Origin of the sequence: Streptomyces sp. NPDC087901, from assembly GCF_044742205.1 — a bacterium.
Lineage (GTDB): Bacteria > Actinomycetota > Actinomycetes > Streptomycetales > Streptomycetaceae > Streptomyces.
Window position 1 is genome coordinate 80036 of record NZ_JBIUUC010000012.1, and the last position, 17199, is coordinate 97234.

14 protein-coding genes are annotated in these 17199 nt (G+C 69.9%); 10 read left to right on the forward strand and 4 right to left on the reverse strand.

All coding sequences use genetic code 11. From position 1 onward, the window contains the following. Positions 1–172 precede the first annotated feature (172 nt). The 4 genes from ACIOEW_RS30215 (at position 173) to ACIOEW_RS30230 (ending at position 5073) form a co-directional block, all read left to right on the forward strand. Entirely contained in the window at positions 173–1090 is a 918-nt protein-coding gene (locus ACIOEW_RS30215; RefSeq protein ID WP_401967773.1) for an alpha/beta hydrolase, read from the forward strand. Then, positions 1087–2424, forward strand: a complete 1338-nt coding sequence (locus ACIOEW_RS30220) for an MFS transporter (protein ID WP_401967543.1) — start codon at positions 1087–1089, stop codon at positions 2422–2424. The genes ACIOEW_RS30215 and ACIOEW_RS30220 overlap by 4 nt, the downstream gene beginning before the upstream one ends. A 63-nt stretch (positions 2425–2487) precedes the next feature. After that, positions 2488–3315: an SDR family NAD(P)-dependent oxidoreductase gene (locus ACIOEW_RS30225; RefSeq protein ID WP_401967545.1), complete on the forward strand. Its 828-nt coding sequence runs from the start codon at positions 2488–2490 to the stop codon at positions 3313–3315. Between the two features lie 204 nt (positions 3316–3519). Beyond that, positions 3520–5073, forward strand: a complete 1554-nt coding sequence (locus ACIOEW_RS30230) for an alpha/beta hydrolase (RefSeq protein WP_401967547.1) — start codon at positions 3520–3522, stop codon at positions 5071–5073. A gap of 406 nt (positions 5074–5479) precedes the next feature. On the opposite strand, the gene ACIOEW_RS30235 is transcribed toward ACIOEW_RS30230, so the two are convergent. Continuing rightward, positions 5480–6340, reverse strand: coding sequence for a hypothetical protein (locus tag ACIOEW_RS30235; RefSeq protein ID WP_401967550.1), 861 nt, complete (start codon positions 6338–6340; stop codon positions 5480–5482). A gap of 322 nt (positions 6341–6662) precedes the next feature. Between ACIOEW_RS30235 and ACIOEW_RS30240 the strand changes: the two genes are divergently transcribed. From ACIOEW_RS30240 to ACIOEW_RS30255, 4 genes are all read left to right on the forward strand, one after another. Further along, a complete protein-coding gene (locus tag ACIOEW_RS30240) occupies positions 6663–6929 on the forward strand; it encodes a hypothetical protein (protein ID WP_362552687.1) in 267 nt (88 codons plus the stop codon). A 528-nt stretch (positions 6930–7457) separates the two neighbouring features. Continuing rightward, the gene (locus tag ACIOEW_RS30245; RefSeq protein WP_362552690.1) at positions 7458–8009 is read left to right on the forward strand and encodes a putative immunity protein; all 552 of its coding nucleotides are present in this window, start codon (positions 7458–7460) and stop codon (positions 8007–8009) included. Between the two features lie 39 nt (positions 8010–8048). Beyond that, a protein-coding gene (locus tag ACIOEW_RS30250) for an IS5 family transposase (protein ID WP_401967553.1) occupies positions 8049–8890 on the forward strand; the annotation gives its coding sequence in 2 pieces (ribosomal slippage) (positions 8049–8403 and positions 8403–8890; 843 coding nt in all). A 4-nt stretch (positions 8891–8894) separates the two neighbouring features. Next, positions 8895–9221 (forward strand): hypothetical protein, encoded by a 327-nt coding sequence (locus tag ACIOEW_RS30255; protein ID WP_362552695.1) that lies wholly within the window; start codon positions 8895–8897, stop codon positions 9219–9221. A gap of 366 nt (positions 9222–9587) precedes the next feature. On the opposite strand, the gene ACIOEW_RS30260 is transcribed toward ACIOEW_RS30255, so the two are convergent. Next, on the reverse strand, positions 9588–11117 hold the full coding sequence (locus ACIOEW_RS30260) for a UDP-N-acetylglucosamine 1-carboxyvinyltransferase (protein WP_362552698.1): 1530 nt from the start codon (positions 11115–11117) through the stop codon (positions 9588–9590). A gap of 269 nt (positions 11118–11386) precedes the next feature. Here ACIOEW_RS30260 and ACIOEW_RS30265 point away from each other — a divergent pair, with 269 nt between their 5' ends. After that, positions 11387–12037: an MOSC domain-containing protein gene (locus ACIOEW_RS30265; RefSeq protein WP_401967555.1), complete on the forward strand. Its 651-nt coding sequence runs from the start codon at positions 11387–11389 to the stop codon at positions 12035–12037. Positions 12038–12331: 294 nt separating this feature from the next. Continuing rightward, positions 12332–15451 (forward strand): ATP-binding protein, encoded by a 3120-nt coding sequence (locus tag ACIOEW_RS30270; RefSeq protein ID WP_401967557.1) that lies wholly within the window; start codon positions 12332–12334, stop codon positions 15449–15451. Here ACIOEW_RS30270 and ACIOEW_RS30275 read toward each other — a convergent pair. Together ACIOEW_RS30275 and ACIOEW_RS30280 are read right to left on the reverse strand one after the other, a co-directional pair. Then, positions 15432–16217 (reverse strand): ABC transporter permease, encoded by a 786-nt coding sequence (locus tag ACIOEW_RS30275; RefSeq protein WP_401967559.1) that lies wholly within the window; start codon positions 16215–16217, stop codon positions 15432–15434. The two genes, ACIOEW_RS30270 and ACIOEW_RS30275, sit on opposite strands and share 20 nt — an antisense overlap. Beyond that, complete coding sequence (locus tag ACIOEW_RS30280) at positions 16214–17191, reverse strand: ATP-binding cassette domain-containing protein (RefSeq protein ID WP_362552710.1); 978 nt, start codon at positions 17189–17191, stop codon at positions 16214–16216. The genes ACIOEW_RS30275 and ACIOEW_RS30280 overlap by 4 nt, the downstream gene beginning before the upstream one ends. Positions 17192–17199: the final 8 nt, after the last annotated feature.

The following is a 17199-nucleotide window of genomic DNA, read 5'->3' on the forward strand; positions in this document are numbered from 1 at the left end:
CCCCGGCGGCCAATCCCTGACCGCCTCCTGACCACCGTCTGTCCGTTCCCCGACGGCGCGGGGACGGAGTTCTGAAGGAGCCCTGAACCGGAATGCCTTGTCCCGTTCCGTAGCCGCAACCCATGCTGGGAGGACAGTGCCCGCGGCGGGCGGACGAGAACGGGGACGCATGATGCTGACGACGGCACACCCTGCGCACGAGGCAACCGCATCCGGCGGCCTGTCACCGGGGGTCCGCAGGATCACCCTCGACGCGGCCGGGATTCCCCTGTCCGCACTGCTGAGCGAACCCGCTGACGGACGTCCGCCACGCGCGACCGTCGTCGCCCTGCACGGTGGCGGAATGGGCGCCGGGTACTTCGACGGACAGGCGCATCCGGACGTCTCCCTGCTGACGCTCGGCGCTCGCCTGGGCTGCGCGGTGCTCGCGCTCGACCGGCCCGGGTACGGCGCATCGGCGCCGTACCTGCTCGCCGGGCAGAGTCTTCTGGAGCAGGCGGCGACGGTCCGCGCGGCGCTCGCCGACGCGCAGGCCCGCCATGTGCCGTCCGGTCCGCTGTTCCTGCTCGCCCACTCCTTCGGCGGCAAGCTCGCCCTCGCCCTCGCCGCCGACGCCCCGCCCGACACCTACCTCGGCCTGGACATCTCCGGCTGCGGGCACCGGCCGGCGGTCTCCGCGGCGCTCCTGGGCCGCGGGGCACGCACCGGCCTGCGCCGGCTCAACTGGGGCCCCCTGCAGCTCTATCCGGACGGAACCTTCAGCGAGATCGGGGCAGTCGTCGCCCCGATGCCGGAGCAGGAGATCGCATCGGCGCAGGAGTGGGGCACGCTGTCCCGCCGCCTGCTGCCGCGCGTGCGGGTGCCCGTGCGCTTCACCTTCGCCGAGCACGAGGCCTGGTGGCGCCAGAGCGACGCGGACCTCGCCGACCTCGCCGAGCAGTTCTCGGCAGCACCCCGGGTCCTCGTCGACCGGCTCTCCGCGGCCGGGCACAATATCAGCCTGGGCTGCGCCGCCAGGGCGTACCACCTGCGTGCCCTGGCCTTCCTCGACGAGTGCCTCGATGCGGGCGCGCGGTCCGCCCCACGGTGACCACCGACGCCCGGACCCGCCCCTTCCGGGCCCTCGGGATCCGCAACTTCCGGCAGTTCGCAGCGGGCCAGGTGGTGTCGGTCGCGGGCACCTGGATGATGGTCGTCGCCCAGGACTGGCTCGTCCTGGAACTGACCGGGAACTCGGCGACGGCCCTCGGCACCGTCACCGCCCTTCAGTTCACCCCGATGCTGCTCTTCACGCTCCACGGCGGAAGGCTGGCCGACCGGTACGACAAGCGGGCGCTGCTGCTGGCCGCCAATCTTCTGTCGGGCCTGCTCGCGCTCCTCCTGGCGGTGTTCGTCCTCACCGGCACGGCCGGACTGACGGACGTCCATGTCTTCGCGTTCTGCCTCGGCATGGTCAACGCGGTCGAGGTTCCCACCCGGATGGCGTTCGTCGGTGAGCTGGTGCCTCCCGAGCTGCTGCCCAACGCGTCGGCCCTGAGCGCCGCGTACTTCAACGTCGCCCGTGTCGCGGGCCCCGCCGCGGCGGGCCTGCTCCTCACCGTCCTCGGGACCGGCTGGGTCATGTCGGTCAACGCGCTCAGCTATCTCGCGACCGTCGTCGCGCTGTACCGGATCCGCCCCGGCGAGCTCTACCGCACAGCCCGTGCGCCGGGCCGTACACGCGTCACCGACGGACTGCGGTACGTGCGCGGGCGCCCCGATCTCATGATCCCGTTCGCCCTGGTCGCCGGAGTCGGCCTGTTCGGTCTCAACTTCCAGCTCACGCTGCCGCTGCTCGCCAAGACCGTGTTCCACACGGACGCCTCGTCCTTCGGCCTGCTCACCACCGTCTTCGCCGCGGGCTCGCTCACCGCCGCGTTCCTCACCACGGCCCGCACCGCGCGGCCCTCCGCCCGGCTGATCACCGTATCGGCGCTCGTCTTCGGGGTGATGGAGGCCGCGGTCGGGTGGGCGACGGGCTACCCGGCCGTCGTGGTCCTGCTCTTCCTCACCGGCGGTGCCTCCGTCTACTTCGCCCAGGCCGCCAACCACCGCATCCAGCTCGGCAGCGACCCCCTCTACCGGGGCCGGGTCCTTGCCCTGTACACCCTCATCCTTCAGGGCTCCACCCCACTCGGTGCCCTCATGGTGGGGTACGTCGCCGAGGCCAGGGGCGCTCGAAGCGCGTTCGTCGTCGGCGGGCTCGCCTCGCTCGGCACGGGTCTCGTCGCCCTCTGCCTGCGCGCGGGCCGCAGCGGACCCGGGCCGCTCGATCTCACCGGAGGCAGCCATGGCGCATGCACAGGACGAACGCCTGGATCCGGCCCTGCGGCGGCTGATCGGCGTGATCCTGTTAGACGGGATCACGGGGATCCGAGCCGGTGAGACCGCTCACCCGGAGCCGGCCGAAGAGATTACCGCATCCGTTCACACCCGGGGAGAAGGCAAATGAGCACCCTCGTCATCGCTGGTGGCACCGACGGCATCGGCAAAGCACTCGCCGGGCTCTACCTCGGCCGGGGCGACACGGTCGTCGTCATCGGCCGGAACCCCGAGAAGGGCCGGCGCTTCCTCGACGACGCGCGCGCGGCGGACGCCGCCGACCGGGCCTTCTTCGTCACGGCGGACCTCAGCCTGCTCGCGGAGACCTCCCGTGCCGCCGATGAGATCCGGGCCGCGTTCCCGACGGTCGACGCGCTGGTGTTCTGCGCCCGCCACTACCGCTCCCGCCGCACGGAGACCACCGAGGGGTACGAGGAGAACTTCGCACTCTTCTACCTGAGCCGCCACGTGCTGGGCCAGGCGCTCGCCGAGCCGCTGTCCCGGGCGCAGCACCCGGTCGTCGTCAACGTGGCCGGTCCGGGAGCCGGCCTCGAACTCGTCCAGTGGGACGATCTCCAGCTCGCCCGCCACTACCACGGCGGGGCCGCGCTAGGTCAGGGCGGAAAGCTCAACGACCTGCTGGGCGTCAGCTACGCCGAACAGCACGGACCGGCCGGGATCCGCTACGTACTGATCCACCCCGGTGTCACGGCCACCGGCTTCTCCGGCGAGTACGACGCCGATACGCTGCCCCACATCCGGTCGATGCAACGAGACGCCAAGCCCGTCGAGGCCGCGTTGCCGCCGATCGTCGACGCCATCGACAAGCCCCCCTCGGAACCGCTCAGCGCATTCGTCGAGGGCCGTCGCATTCCGGTCGGCACCCGCGACTTCGACCCGGCGGCCGCACGGCGACTGCGCGACCTCACCGACCGGCTCCTTGCGCGGAGTTGACACACTGGACGAAGACCTGCAACGGCGGCCCTGGGAAAGGGCGGCACCGGTCGGCGCGCCGACCTGCTTCGCGCAGAGCTCGCACTCGCGAGCTCTGCTGTCGGGAGCGGCTTGTACCCTGCACTCATTCGACGATCGGACGATCACGGGTACGGGCATGCGGACGCGGGGCGGGCGTCCAGGGGCGGGAGCGCGGGGATTTCGATGAGTGACGCACATCCGATACGAAGGCGCAGACCAAACCTCTCGGCCGGTGCGCTCGTCATCGCCGGGGTCGTCCTCGCCGCGATCGGGGCTGTCGGCGCCTGGCTCCAGCACGACGTTCCCGGCCGGAGTGCGGAGCCGCGTACGGAGTTCACCGCGCACAACCCGCCCGCCGGTCTGACCACCGCGCTCACCACCGGCCAGCACCTCCACTGGTCCCGCTGCACTTCGCCGCCCACCGCGCGCACGGGCTACGACTGCGCCGCCATGAAGGCGCCCCTCGACTACCGGAAACCGGGCGGCAGGACGATCGACGTCGCCCTGATCCGCCGCAAGGCCACCGGCCCGAACGCCCGGCGCATCGGCTCGCTCGTCCTCAACTTCGGCGGCCCCGGCGTGTCCGGCGTGAGCGGACTGCCCGAACGCCTCAACCAGTACAAGCCGCTCCTCGACCGCTACGACCTGGTCTCCTTCGACCCGCGCGGCGTTGGCGCGACCATCCCCGTGCGCTGCGGGAAGACCGCCGACGACACCGGCTACGACGGGGCCGACTCCTGCGCCGAGCACTCCGGGGCGCTCCTCCCGTACATCGGCACCACGCACACCGCGCGCGACCTCGACCTGATGCGCTACCTCCTCGGCGACGAGCGGCTGCACTACTTCGGCGTCTCGTACGGAACGGCGCTCGGCGCGGTCTACGCCCACCTGTACCCGTCGCACGTCGGAAGGCTCGTCCTCGAAGCGTCCGTCGATCCGACCGATGATCTCGACGAGGAGCAGGTGTCGCAGGTCAAGGCGGTCCAGGCGGCGTTCGACCGGTTCGCCGCGCACTGCGCGGCCCGTATCCGCCCCTGCCCGACCGGCGACGGCCCCGAGGAGGCCGCGCGACGCATGGCGCGCCTCGCCGACCGCCTGAAGAAGAAGCCCGCCCCGGCCGGCGGCGGACGCAGTCTCGACGCCGACGACCTCGCATACGCCGTCAGCCACCATCTCGACCGCGGGACAGACGGCTGGCCGCCGCTCGCCAAGGCCCTCACCGCGCTGATCGACCACAACGACGGCCGCCCGCTGAGCGAGGGTACGGACGACATCGGCTCCGCCGACCACGCGGCGACCCCGCACGACAACAGCCGTGCCGCCCTGACCGCGATCACCTGCGCGGACTCCAGCCTGCGCCCCGGCTTCGAACGCCTCGACAGGGATGAGGCCCGCGTCAAGGCCGCCTCACCCGTCTTCGGCGCGGCCTGGTCCACCGGCGTCTACCTCTGTTACGACTGGCCGTTCGACGGTGAGCGCACCACGCCCCGGGTGAACGCCGACGGCGCGGCCCCCGTCCTGGTGGTCGGCGGCACCGGCGACCCGAACACCCCGTACTCCGGCGCCCGCCACATGGCCCGCGCCCTGGGCGACGGTGTCGGCGTGCTCCTGACGGCCGAGGAGGAGGGGCACGGCACGTACCCGCAGAACCGCTGCGTCACGGAGACGGTCGACAAGTACCTCCGCACGGGCCGCACCCCGGCCCCGGGGACGGTGTGCCGGGGCAGCATGTCCTGAGGCCCGTACGGATCCGCCGGGCGGCCCTCAGCACACCGGTTCGCTCGCGCAGGGGCCCCGGGGCGTGCACCACGACACCAACCGTCCGAGATCGCCTTCGGGTGGGTGCCGGTGAGGTGGTCGGGGCAGATGGATCTGCTTGCGATGCGTAGCTGTGCGGCTTGTTCGTCGGTGACTTCGACGAGTGCGAGTGTGGCGTAGAGCTGGGCTGCGGCCGCCACCGCGGGGTCACCGGTCTTGGCTGCCCGGTCGGCAAGTTCTCCTGCTCGTTGGGCAGTGCTGATGTCCGTGCTTCCCCCGGTTCGCGGTTCGGCGGGATCGCCACCCGCACCGTCCGCTTGCCATGCCACTCTCCGCTGGAAGCCGGCGGCCGCGAGAGGAGTGGCCTCAACGTGCCGTACCTCGACTACGGCTGGCCCACCTGCTCGGCCTGCGGCTTTCGCTGCCGGGTTACCTTCGGCCGTGGTTTGGGTGCCGCAGCCCGCGAGACGCTGAGTTGGTGCATCTCCTTGCCCGTTTCCAGGACATCCATGACGATCTGGGCGGTGAGCTCCTGCTTCAGCGGGTCGTCGAGTCGCTCGACGATGCGTTCGGCCGTCAGGAAGTATCCGTTCAAGACAGGCTGGTTGAAGTACTGGTTCAGCTGCTGAAGGGACCTGTCGTAGACGGCCAGGAAGGTCTTGCTGAGGTAGCCGACGAAGGCCGTTGCGAGAGCGGCGAGTGAGCCAATGAAGATGCGCTCCCCGAGCGCATTGAACTGCATGGACGCCACGAAGGCGCCAACGAGGACGAGCAGGCCGATGCTCATCGCGATGAGGCTGCTGACGAAGGACTTGTTGGCTTGCCTGGTGGCGATCCCGTGGTACTTCTCCAACAGGACGCGGTTGAAGTTCACCAGGCTTGCAAGTTCCATCCGTTCACGCAGGTTGTCAGCTGCGTTGTCCAGCCTCGCTTGTTCATTGCGACGCGCCGCAGATTTCCGACGCTCTCTGACAATGATCGCGACGATGCCTGCGAAGACGACGAGGGTCACCGCGACTGCGAGGCTCGGCAGAAGCCACCCTGGAACAGGATCCGCCTTGGCCTTGGCAGAGTCGGCTGTGAGTGCAACGACCCCGACACCAGCGGCTACTGAGGCTCCGGCAGCACCAAGCACGGGTGCCTCGGTCCCAATGGTCGACAGTGCGATGCGGAGGGCTTGCCCAAACGCAGACCCTCTCGGCTCAGCGGTGTTCGCCTCATCGGCTGTTTCGTGCTGATCACCCATGCGTGCCCCTGCCCTCTCCAACGCGAGGCGTCAGGGTAGCGAAGATTCGGTGGCTCGTGATGCGCCATACCAGGGGCGGGGAGCGGGCCCACCCGCCGTGTGCCAGCCGGCCCCTGCCGCGCCCAGGTGTGAGGTGACCTCCCGGTCATAGGTACCGCCCGGTGGGCACAGTCCGAACGCGGCGCCTGCGACGTCGCCGGTGCATGTCCTGGCGGGTCGGTGCGCGGGTGGCGGGCCGGCCGTAGTCGACGGGGATCCGCCGCATGCGGGGCGGCTTGAGGCTGACCTCCGGCGCTTTCGCCGCTTCCATACAATCCTGCCAATGAAGAGACGGGTGCAGTTCACCGAGCAGGTCGCAATGTTCCGTGACTACATGCCGGCCTACGATCGGGAGACGTTCTTGCGTCTCGTGGCCAGGATCGCAGCTGACCCTGAAGGTGCCGGCAGTCAGCTTGTTTACACCAACGACAGCGTGACGCGCGGGGTCTGGGAGGATCACGTAATGATCCACTACGTAGTGACGAGCTTCTTCGTGGTCGTCATCGAGACGGACATCTACGATGCGTCGCGCGGCTTCAACGAGGTGTAGCGGACCAACTGTGGGCGGGTGCCCTGCGCATCCGGGGAGACGCTCACGGCAGCCTCGGGCTCAACGCACCCGTGCTCGGGGCAGTGCTTCGCGTGCAGCATCACGTCGCCCGCGGCACACACCCTGCGAGTTCTCAGCACATCGCTCAGGGCGACCTCTTCGACGGTTCATCATGTGAAGAGTGCAGGGCCGTCGCTCCTGGTTCAAAGCCCCGGAGAAGTCCCAGGGGACTCCCATTGCCGACGGGCGTATTTCGGCCCTATACGGCAGTACGGGCTCGTCGAACCCCTCGTTTTCGACGAGTGCGCCGGAACCTGGATGTCGAGCGTCTGGCGCTCAGTCGATGCCTTGCGGGATCGTGGAGTCCTGATGATCGGCGACGACTTCTTCGGCCGCCGACGGCGGTGAACCTGCGGTGCCGACCAGTTGGTCTGTGGATGCGGCAGCCGGCCGCTCTGGTCCCCGAACCGGCCGAGGACAGCGGCGAGGAGACCGAGCCGCCGCCCGCGCGATGGGAGAATCGGGTCCGTGACGATCGGATCTGGGGACTTTGAACTGACTGTGGACGAACTGCGCGTCGTCGCCCACTACGTTCTGGAGAGCGCTGAGGAAGTTCTTTCCGTGTTCGAGGAGGCCAGCCCCGGCGATCCTCGGCCTCGTGCAGCCATTGACGCTGCGCGGGAGTTCGTGAACGGCGCCAGAAGGACCCAACTTCAGCGCATCACCTCCTTGGACGCCCACCGGGCGGCGAAGGAAGCGACCACGGAGGCCGCACAGCTGGCTGCGCGCGCTGCGGGAGATGCCGCCTCTGCGGCCTACCTTCATCCGATCGCGAAGGCCACCCAGGTGGGTCACATCCTGAGAGCCGCCGCAAGCGCCGCGCGCGTTGGAGAATTGAACGCGGACAATGATTTCGCCGTCGGGCTCCGACTGATCGAGAAGGCTCGACAACGCGCCACACCCGTTCTGATCGAGGTTCTGAACAGATACCCTCTGGCGCCAACAGGCAAGACGCGTGCAGCGCAGCTCATGACCATCCTGGACGCCTCCCTGCGCATGCCCCGCCAAGCTGAGGGTTAGACGTCGTTTCCTTTGGCGTGCTCGTTCGTTGTCCCGTGCATGACGGATCTGGTCGAACGGTTGGTGCCGGAGGAGTTGTGGCTGCTGTTCCGGCGGGTGGTGCCGCCAACTGAGGTGAGGCGTCCACAGGGCGGGGGGCGACGCCGCGCCGGTGACCGCGAGGCTCTCGCCGCGGTCATCTTCGTAGCCACTTCGGGCTGCACCTGGAGGCAGCTCCCGCCGGTGTTCGGCCCGGCCTGGCAGACGGTCTATCGGCGGTTCGCCCAGTGGAGCGCGGATCGGGTTTGGGCCCGGCTCCACCGTGTGGTCCTGGACGAACTGGGGGCGCAGGGTGAGCTGGCCTGGTCGCGGTGCGCGATCGACTCGGTCAGCGTCCGGGCGGCAAAAGGGGGCTTCTGACGGGACCGAATCCGACCGATCGCGGCAAGTTGGGATCGAAAATCCATCTGGTCACCGACCGGAACGGATTACCGCTGTCATTGGGTATCTCGGGCGCCAACATGCACGACAGCCAAGGGCTGGAACCACTCATCCGTGGAATCCCGCCTATCCGTTCCCGCCGTGGACCGCGCCGCAGGCGCCCTGCGAAACTGCATGCGGACAAGGGCTACGACTACGACCACCTGCGGCGATGGCTCCGTGGAAGAGGCATACGCCACCGCATTGCCCGGAAGGGCGTCGAGTCCTCGCAACGGCTCGGCCGGCACCGCTGGGTCGTCGAACGAACCGTTTCCTGGCTGGCCGGTTGCCGACGCCTCCACCGCCGCTACGAACGCAAGCCCGAGCACTTCCTCGCCTTCGTCGGCATAGCCGCGACCCTCATCTGTCACCGCCGACTCGGGAGGCCGAGAACGCTCCGCCGGGAGAACACTGCACGATGAGTCTGTGAAGAGAACTACAGACCCTGAAGCCGCCGCTGCCCGCCTGTGGCAGGAGCACCTGGCCGCGCGCTTCCCCGCCGCGCTACGTGGTGCGGAACTGGCAGGCACCGACATGGTCCTGCTCGACGCAGACATTGCCGGGTGCGTGTCCGCCTGGTTGAACAACGGCGGGGCTCTCGACACGAAGCGCCTCGGGACTCTCCGCGACTGCATCGAGGACCTGGACCAGGTCCTGCCGTTGCTCACCGAACCAGGGGGGCTCCGCTACTACCAACGGCTGCATCAACTGGCTCTATACGTATCGGCTGGCAACCCGAAAGCCACCAAATGAAACGCCCTCTTAGCCACGGCACTGCCACTAACCCTCACCGACAACTGCGGCCGGCCTCCCTGAAAATGACAATGAAGGCGATGCTCCGACAGCACGACGGACCAAGCGATGGCCCGCGCCGTAGTGTCGGTGCGGGACGCGTATGGGAGTGAGGACTGCCGTCACAACCGCGAGCCCACCCAGCCAGACGAACCTCACGCTCTCCTCGGGGCGTCAGAAGTCTCGCGATGACCCATCATGTTTTCGCAAGCTGTCTCTTGCTCCTGATTCAAAGTCCCAGAAAAGCCCCAGGGACTCCGTCACGCCGGCCTCACCTTGCATTTATGCAGGTCAGGATGGGTATGACGGAGCCTCGCCTGAAGGCTTTCAGATGTCCCGGAAGATCTCGATCTGCGCACCGACCGAGTTCAGCCGCTCCGCGAGTTCCTCGTAACCGCGGTTGATCACGTACACGTTGCGCAGTACGGAGGTCCCCTCGGCCGCCATCATCGCGAGCAGCACCACCACCGCCGGCCGCAGTGCGGGCGGGCACATCATCTCCGCCGCGCGCCAACGGGTCGGGCCCTCGACCAGGACCCGGTGCGGGTCCAGGAGCTGGAGGCGGCCGCCGAGGCGGTTGAGGTCGGTGAGGTAGATCGCCCGGTTGTCGTAGACCCAGTCGTGGATGAGGGTCTGGCCGTGGGCCGAGGCGGCGATGGCCGCGAAGAACGGCACGTTGTCGATGTTGAGGCCCGGGAAGGGCATCGGGTGGATCTTGTCGATGGGCGCCTCCAGTTTGGAGGGCCGGACCGTCAGGTCGACCAGGCGGGTGCGCCCGTTGTCGGCGGCGTACTCGGCGGTGCGGTCGCAGTCGACGCCCATCTCCTCCAGGACCGCGAGCTCGATCTCCAGGAACTCGATCGGCACCCGGCGGATCGTCAGCTCCGACTCCGTGACGACGGCAGCGGCGAGCAGGCTCATCGCTTCGACCGGGTCCTCGGAGGGGGAGTAGTCGACGTCCACGTCGATGGTCGGCACGCCGTGCACGGTCAGCGTCGTCGTGCCGACGCCGTCCACCCGTACGCCCAGCGCCTCCAGGAAGAAGCAGAGGTCCTGGACCATGTAGTTGGAGGACGCGTTGCGGATGACGGTGGTGCCGTCGTGCCGGGCGGCGGCCAGCAGCGCGTTCTCGGTCACGGTGTCGCCGCGCTCGGTCAGCACGATGGGGCGGCCGGGGGTGACGGAGTGGTCGACCTGGGCGTGGTAGATGCCCTCGGTCGCGGCGATCTCCAGACCGAAGCGGCGCAGCGCGATCATGTGCGGCTCGATGGTGCGCGTACCGAGGTCGCAACCACCGGCGTACGGCAGCTTGAACTGGTCCATGCGGTGCAGCAGCGGCCCGAGGAACATGATGATCGACCGGGTCCGGCGGGCGGCGTCCGCGTCGATGGCGTCCATGTCGAGCCTGGCCGGCGGGACGATCTCCAGATCGGTGCCGTCGTTGATCCAGCGGGTGCGCACCCCGATGGAGTTCAGGACCTCGAGGAGACGGTAGACCTCCTCGATCCGGGCCACCCGGCGCAGCACCGTACGGCCCTTGTTGAGGAGCGAGGCGCAGAGCAGTGCCACACAGGCGTTCTTGCTGGTCTTGACGTCGATGGCCCCGGAGAGCCGACGCCCGCCGACGACCCGCAGGTGCATGGGGCCGGCGTAGCCGAGCGACACGATTTCGCTGTCGAGTGCTTCACCGATGCGCGCAATCATCTCAAGGCTGATGTTTTGATTGCCGCGCTCGATGCGGTTCACGGCGCTCTGGCTGGTGGCGAGCGCCTCGGCGAGCTGGCTCTGTGTCCAGCCCCGGTGCTGACGGGCGTCACGGATGAGCTTGCCGATACGTACGAGGTAGTCATCTGACATGCCGAAAGGCTATCTCAGATATGAGATGAGGCTGGTGTGGGGGTGTGGCATTCGAGTGACGGCTGAGTGCAGAGCTGCGGGAGACGGGCGCGACTCGGCACGGACCGCACGGCCCACCCCCAGGATCCGCCCGCGGGACCGGTTCGGCACGCGGAGTGCGTCCATCGGCATCCGGCGGGAGGTGGCGAGGGTTTCGTCCCGGCGCTGCTGCTCGGTACAGCCCTGAAACTGTGTCGACGGAGCGCGCGGCGGATCGTATGGTCCTGGGCATGAAGGTGCTTTCCGTCAATATCGGCCGCCCCCGTCCCAACCCCTGGAAGGGACTGAGCGCTACCGGAATCGACAAGCGCCCCGTCGCCGGACCGGTCGCCGTTGCCGACCCGGGCCCCAAGGGCACCGGCGCGGTCGGCCTCGCCGGCGACCGGGCCTACGACGTGCAGCATCACGGCGGCTTCGACCAGGCCGTCTACGCCTATGCCCGCGAGGAGCTCGACGGCTGGGAGGCCGAGCTGGACAGGCCGCTCGCGAACGGAGCCTTCGGGGAGAACCTCACGACCTCGGGGCTTGACGTCAACGGCGCCCTGATCGGCGAGCGTTGGCGGATCGGGCCGGACGTGGTCCTGGAGGTGTCGTGCCCGCGGATCCCGTGCTCTACGTTCCAGGGATGGCTGCAGCGTGAGGGCTGGATCAAGAGGTTCACACAGGCTGCCCTGCCCGGCGCGTATCTGCGGGTGATCGAACCCGGTGACATCCGGTCCGGTGACCCGGTCGAGATCGTGCACCGGCCTGGTCACGACGTGACCGTTGCGCTCGCCTTCCGGGCCATGACTCTCGACGCCGAACTGCTGCCGCGACTGCTGGCCGCCGACGCACTGCCGGCGGAGAGTAAGGAGCTGGTCCGGCGGCGGACGTCCGCATAGGCACACCGCCGCCATCAGCACCCTCGGCGACAGCCGGCCTTGTCCGTGAAGCCCTTCGACGGAAGCCCCGGGGGAGGCGTCGCAGGGCCGGGCACACGTTCCCCCCCCATGCTCTCGGCATCGCTGGAGCAGGGGGGGACGGGGCCCCTTCCGCGTTGTCGTCAATCACCAACTCCCCATGGCCTCAAGGCGCGGGGCCCCTTCGCGTTGCCTCAATCCTCCGCCTTGCAGCTGCACGCACCCAGCCCTGCTCCTTCACCCACCCCCGACTGCCTAAGGCTCTAACCTGCACGGGTGACCATCGACCTGACCCTGCTGCCGCGTGTCGCCTATCGGGGACAGGAGCTCACCGCGCCCAGGCTCCGCGGGCTTCTCGCGCTGCTCGCGGGCGACTTGCACTCAGGCTGCAGCAGCCCACGGCTCGTGGAGGGGCTGTGGCCGGACGAGTTGCCGGAGCGGCCGGGAAAGGCGGTACAGGTCCTCGTGTCCAGGGCACGGTCGCTGCTGGGCGCCGATGTCATCGCCAGTACGCCGACCGGATACCGGCTCGCCCTCGCCGAGGAACAGGTCGACACCTCCGCCCTGCTGCTCCATGCCGTCGCGAGTGCGGACCGGGCCAGGGCCGGGGACCACGCGGGATCACTCGCCGCGGCCGAGGCCGGGCTCGCGCTGTGGGCGGGCACCCCCGACGGGGCGGGCGCCACCGACGACCCCGTGGCCGCGCTGCGTGCCGAGCGCGCCCCCGTCCGCGGCGCGCTCGTACGCGCACAGGCGCTCGCGCTCGCCCGGCTCGGGCGGCACGCGGAGGCGGCCGGGCCGCTGGCCGCGGCCGCCGCCGAGCACCCGCGCGACGAGGAGGTGCTCGCCGAACTGCTACGCGGCGAGGCGGCGACGGCGGGCCCGTCCGCCGCGCTGACGCGGTACGAGGCGTACCGCAGTGAGCTGCGCGACGAGCTCGGCACGGATCCGGGCGCCGGTCTCAAGGCCGTACAGCACGAGCTGCTGCGGGGCGAGGAGCCCGTGGTCAGGCATGGAGTGCCGCACGAGCCGAATCCGCTCCTCGGCCGGGACGAGGACATCGCGGCGGTGCAGCGCCTGCTGCGCACCTCCCGCGCCGTCACCGTGGCCGGCCCCGGCGGCCTCGGCAAGACCCGGCTCTCGCACGCCGTCAGCCGCCGGGCCGAACAACGCGTGGTGTACTTCGTGCCGCTCGCAGGCGTCACCGCGGACGCGGACGTGGCCACGGAGGTGGCCTCCGCGCTCGGCGCGGGCACGATGAGCGGACAGGCCGCGGCCGACCCGGTGGCCGGCATCCTCGGCGTGCTCGGCTCCGGGCCCGCGCTCCTCGTCCTCGACAACTGCGAACAGGTGGTCCGGGGCGCCGCCGATCTCGTACGGGCCCTGGTCTCGTCCTCGCAGGGCGTGCGGGTGCTCGCCACCAGCCGGGCCCCGTTGGGCCTCACGTCTGAGGCGGTGTACGCGCTGCCGGAACTCGGCCCCGACACCGCGGTCGAGCTGTTCACCCAGCGGGCCAGGGCCGCCCGGAGCGGCGTGGAGCTGCCGCCGGACGCGGTGGCCGAACTGTGCCGCGACCTCGAAGGGCTGCCTCTCGCCGTGGAGTTGGCCGCAGCGCGGGTGCGGGTGCTTTCGGTGCCGGAGATCGCCCGCCGCCTCGGAGACAGGTTCACGCTCCTTCGCGGCGGAGCCCGGGACGCCCCGGAGCGCCACCGCACCCTGCACGCGGTCGTCGACTGGAGCTGGAACCTGCTCGCGGAGGACGCCCGGGCGGCGCTGCGCACGCTGTCCGTCTTCCCCGGCGGTTTCTCCGGTGAGGCGGCGGAGCACATCCTCGGCGACGATGCGCTGTTCCTGCTGGAGCAGCTGACCGATCAGTCGCTGCTCACCGTTGCCGACACCCCGGCCGGAGTGCGGTTCCGGATGCTGGAGACCGTACGGGAGTTCAGCGCGGCCCGGCGCGCGGAGGCGGGCGAGGACGAGGAGGTCATCGGCCAGTTCCTCACCTGGGCAAGGGACTTCGGGGTCACGTACCACGACTGGTTCTTCGGCCCGGAACCGCGGGCCGCCTGGGAGCGGATCAGGCCCGAGCAGGACAACCTCGTCCTTGCCCTGCGGCATGCCCTGGCCCGCCAGGACGCCCCCGCGCTCGCCGCCCTCACCGCCGTCCTCGCCGCCCTGTGGTCCACCGACTCCGGCTTCCCCCGACTCGCCGCCCTCGCCGCGGACACGGGCCCGCTCCTTTCCCACTACCGCCCCGAACCCGCATACGTCGAAGTCGCCCGAGCCGCCGCGGTGATGTGCACGGCGGGCCTGTTCATGGCCCACGGCCCGGTCGCCGTACGCCAGCTCGTCACCCTCCGGCGACTGCCCACAGCTCCGCCGGACACGCTCCTTCGCGCCATCGCGGCAGTGCTGGGCGCGATCCCCGAGATGCTGCCTCCCGACCACGACACGCTGCGCGGGCTCTGCGACAGCGAGCAGCCGCTGATCGCCGGCGTCGCCGAGTCCATCGCCACCTATGTCTGGGAGTACGAGCACGACATCGACCGCGCGCTCGCCTCGGCCCGCCGGATACTCGCCGAACTGGCGCCGGTCGGGAATCCGTCCATGCAGCTCATGGGGCACTCCCGGCTCAGCGAGCTGTGCCTGCGGACGGGGCGGGGCGAAGAGGCGTACGAGCACCTCAGGGCAACGCTGGAGGTGGTGCCGCGGCTCGGTGACGGGCACGACTACCTCTTCATCCGCACGAGCCTCGTCCTCGCCTGCCTGCAGCGCGGCAATCCCGATGAGGCCGAGTACTGGCTGCGGCAGGCGGAGCGCGACAGCCCCCCGCAGCAGGATTCCTTCTACCGGCCCGACCTCGCCGGACGGGCCGAGATCGCGCTCGCACGCGGGCTGACGGAGGTCGGCCTCGGCCTGTGGCGTGGTGCCGTGGAGCGGATGCCCGAGGCCGGTCCGCTGCGGGGCGACGACCTCTGGCTCGACCCGTCGGCGCTGCAGATCCAGTCGGCGGCGGTGACGGCGCACGCGTACGCCGGCCGTCTCGAACTGGTCGCGGAGCCGCTCAACCGGCTGCGGTACGGGCTGCGGACCCTGCTCTCCGGTCCACCCGGTTCGCCCTGGCAGCTCCCGGTGTTCGGGACGGTGCTGCACGCCCTGGGCATGGCGGGTCTCGCATCCGACGACGACGATGCCACCGCCGTACGGATGCTCGCACTCGCCGAACGGCTGAGGGTGATGCGCGACTTCCAGCCAACGATGTCGGCGGACCGTGCCCGGCAGGCGGCCGGGAACGCCGACCGGGCGGCGTACGCCGACGCGGTGTCGGAGTATGCCGCCCTGGAGCGTGACGAGCTGCGGGAGGCAGCCCGCGCGCTTACTTCGGGTCGCGGTTGAACTGGGCCATCGACCAGCGGTAGCCGAGCGCGATCAGTGCGACGCACCAGGCGATCGCGATCCACCAGTTGTTGCCGACCGGGGTGCCGAGCAGCAGGCCGCGCAGGGTCTCAATGGCCGGGGTGAAGGGCTGGTACTCGGCGATCGGCCGGAACCAGCCCGGCATCGTGCCGGCCGGGATGAAGGCGCTGGAGATGAGCGGGAGCAGGATCAGCGGCATGGCCATGTTGCTCGCCGCCTCGGCGTTCGGGCTGGCCATGCCCATTCCGACCGCGATCCAGGTGAGCGCCGTGGCGAACAGTGCGAGCAGCCCGAACGCCGCGAGCCACTCCAGGGCCGTGGCATCCGTGGACCGGAAACCGATGGCCAGGGCGACCGCTCCGACGAGGAGCAGGCTGGCGAGCACCTGAAGCACACTGCCGACGACATGCCCGACGATCACTGAGCCGCGGTAGACCGCCATCGTGCGGAAGCGGGCGATGAGACCCTCGGACATATCGGTGGAGACGGAGACCGCAGCGCCGATCACGGTGCTTCCGATGGTCATCATCAGAATGCCCGGGACGATGTAGTCGATGTAGTCGGAGCGGTCCGAGCCGCCGATACCCGCGCTCATCACGTCGCCGAAGATGTAGACGAAGAGCAGCAGCATCATGATCGGGGTGAGCAGCAGGTTCAGGGTCATGGACGGGTAGCGCCGGGCGTGCAGGAGATTGCGGCGCAGCATGGTGGACGAGTCGCGGACGGCGAGGGAGAGGGCACTCATCGGACTGTCTCCTTGGGCTGGGTGGTCTGGCTCGGCACGGTGGAGCTGGTCAGGGCGAAGAACACGTCGTCGAGGTCGGGGGTGTGCACGGTCAGTTCGTCGGCCTCGATGCCGGCGGTGTCCAGCCAGTCGAGAATGGCGCGCAGCTCGCGCTGGGTGCCGCCGCTGGGAATCTGCAGCGACAGCGCCTCGTCGTCCCGGGTCGCCTCGCGCAGGGCGACGGCGGCCGTCCGGTACGCGTCGGGGTCGGCGAACCGCAGCCGCACATGCCCGCCGGGGACGAGCCGCTTCAACTCCTCGGCACTTCCCTCGGCGGCGAGCTTGCCGTCGTGCAACACCGCAATGCGGTCGGCGAGTTCGTCGGCCTCGTCCAGGTACTGGGTGGTGAGGAGGACGGTGACCCCGTCGGAGACGAGCTCGCGGATGATCTGCCACATGTTGTGGCGGGAGCGGGGGTCGAGGCCGGTGGTCGGTTCGTCGAGGAAGATGATCCGCGGGTTCCCGACCAGGGTCATGGCGATGTCGAGGCGGCGCTTCATGCCGCCGGAGTAGGTGGAGACGGGCTTCTTCGCGGCCTCCACCAGGTCGAAGCGTTCCAGCAGCTCGGCGGTCACCTGTCGCCCCTCGCTCTTGGGCAGGTGGTGCAGGTCGGCCATGAGGAGCATGTTCTCCTCGCCGGTGATGAGCCCGTCGACGGCGGAGAACTGCCCGGTGACACCGATCGCGGCGCGCACGGCCTGCGGGTCGGCGGCCAGATCGTGGCCGCCGACGTGCAGATCGCCGGCATCGGCGGTGACGAGGGTGGAGAGGATCTTCACGGCGGTGGTCTTGCCGGCACCGTTCGGGCCGAGCAGCGCGAAGACCGTACCGGCCGGCACCGCGAGGTCGATGCCGTCGAGGACCGTCTTGTCCCCGTAGGCCTTGCGTAGTCCCTTGGCCGAGATGGCGAGAGAGTGCGAAGTCGTTGTCGTCATGCCGAGGA

Coding starts and splice junctions, on each gene's coding strand:
- ACIOEW_RS30215 (WP_401967773.1), top strand. CDS start 173: ATGCTGACGACGGCACACCCTGCGCACGAGGCAACCGCATCCGGCGGC.
- ACIOEW_RS30225 (WP_401967545.1), top strand. CDS start 2,488: ATGAGCACCCTCGTCATCGCTGGTGGCACCGACGGCATCGGCAAAGCA.
- ACIOEW_RS30230 (WP_401967547.1), top strand. CDS start 3,520: ATGAGTGACGCACATCCGATACGAAGGCGCAGACCAAACCTCTCGGCC.
- ACIOEW_RS30235 (WP_401967550.1), bottom strand. CDS start 6,340: ATGGGTGATCAGCACGAAACAGCCGATGAGGCGAACACCGCTGAGCCG.
- ACIOEW_RS30240 (WP_362552687.1), top strand. CDS start 6,663: ATGAAGAGACGGGTGCAGTTCACCGAGCAGGTCGCAATGTTCCGTGAC.
- ACIOEW_RS30260 (WP_362552698.1), bottom strand. CDS start 11,117: ATGTCAGATGACTACCTCGTACGTATCGGCAAGCTCATCCGTGACGCC.
- ACIOEW_RS30265 (WP_401967555.1), top strand. CDS start 11,387: ATGAAGGTGCTTTCCGTCAATATCGGCCGCCCCCGTCCCAACCCCTGG.
- ACIOEW_RS30275 (WP_401967559.1), bottom strand. CDS start 16,217: ATGAGTGCCCTCTCCCTCGCCGTCCGCGACTCGTCCACCATGCTGCGC.
- ACIOEW_RS30280 (WP_362552710.1), bottom strand. CDS start 17,191: ATGACGACAACGACTTCGCACTCTCTCGCCATCTCGGCCAAGGGACTA.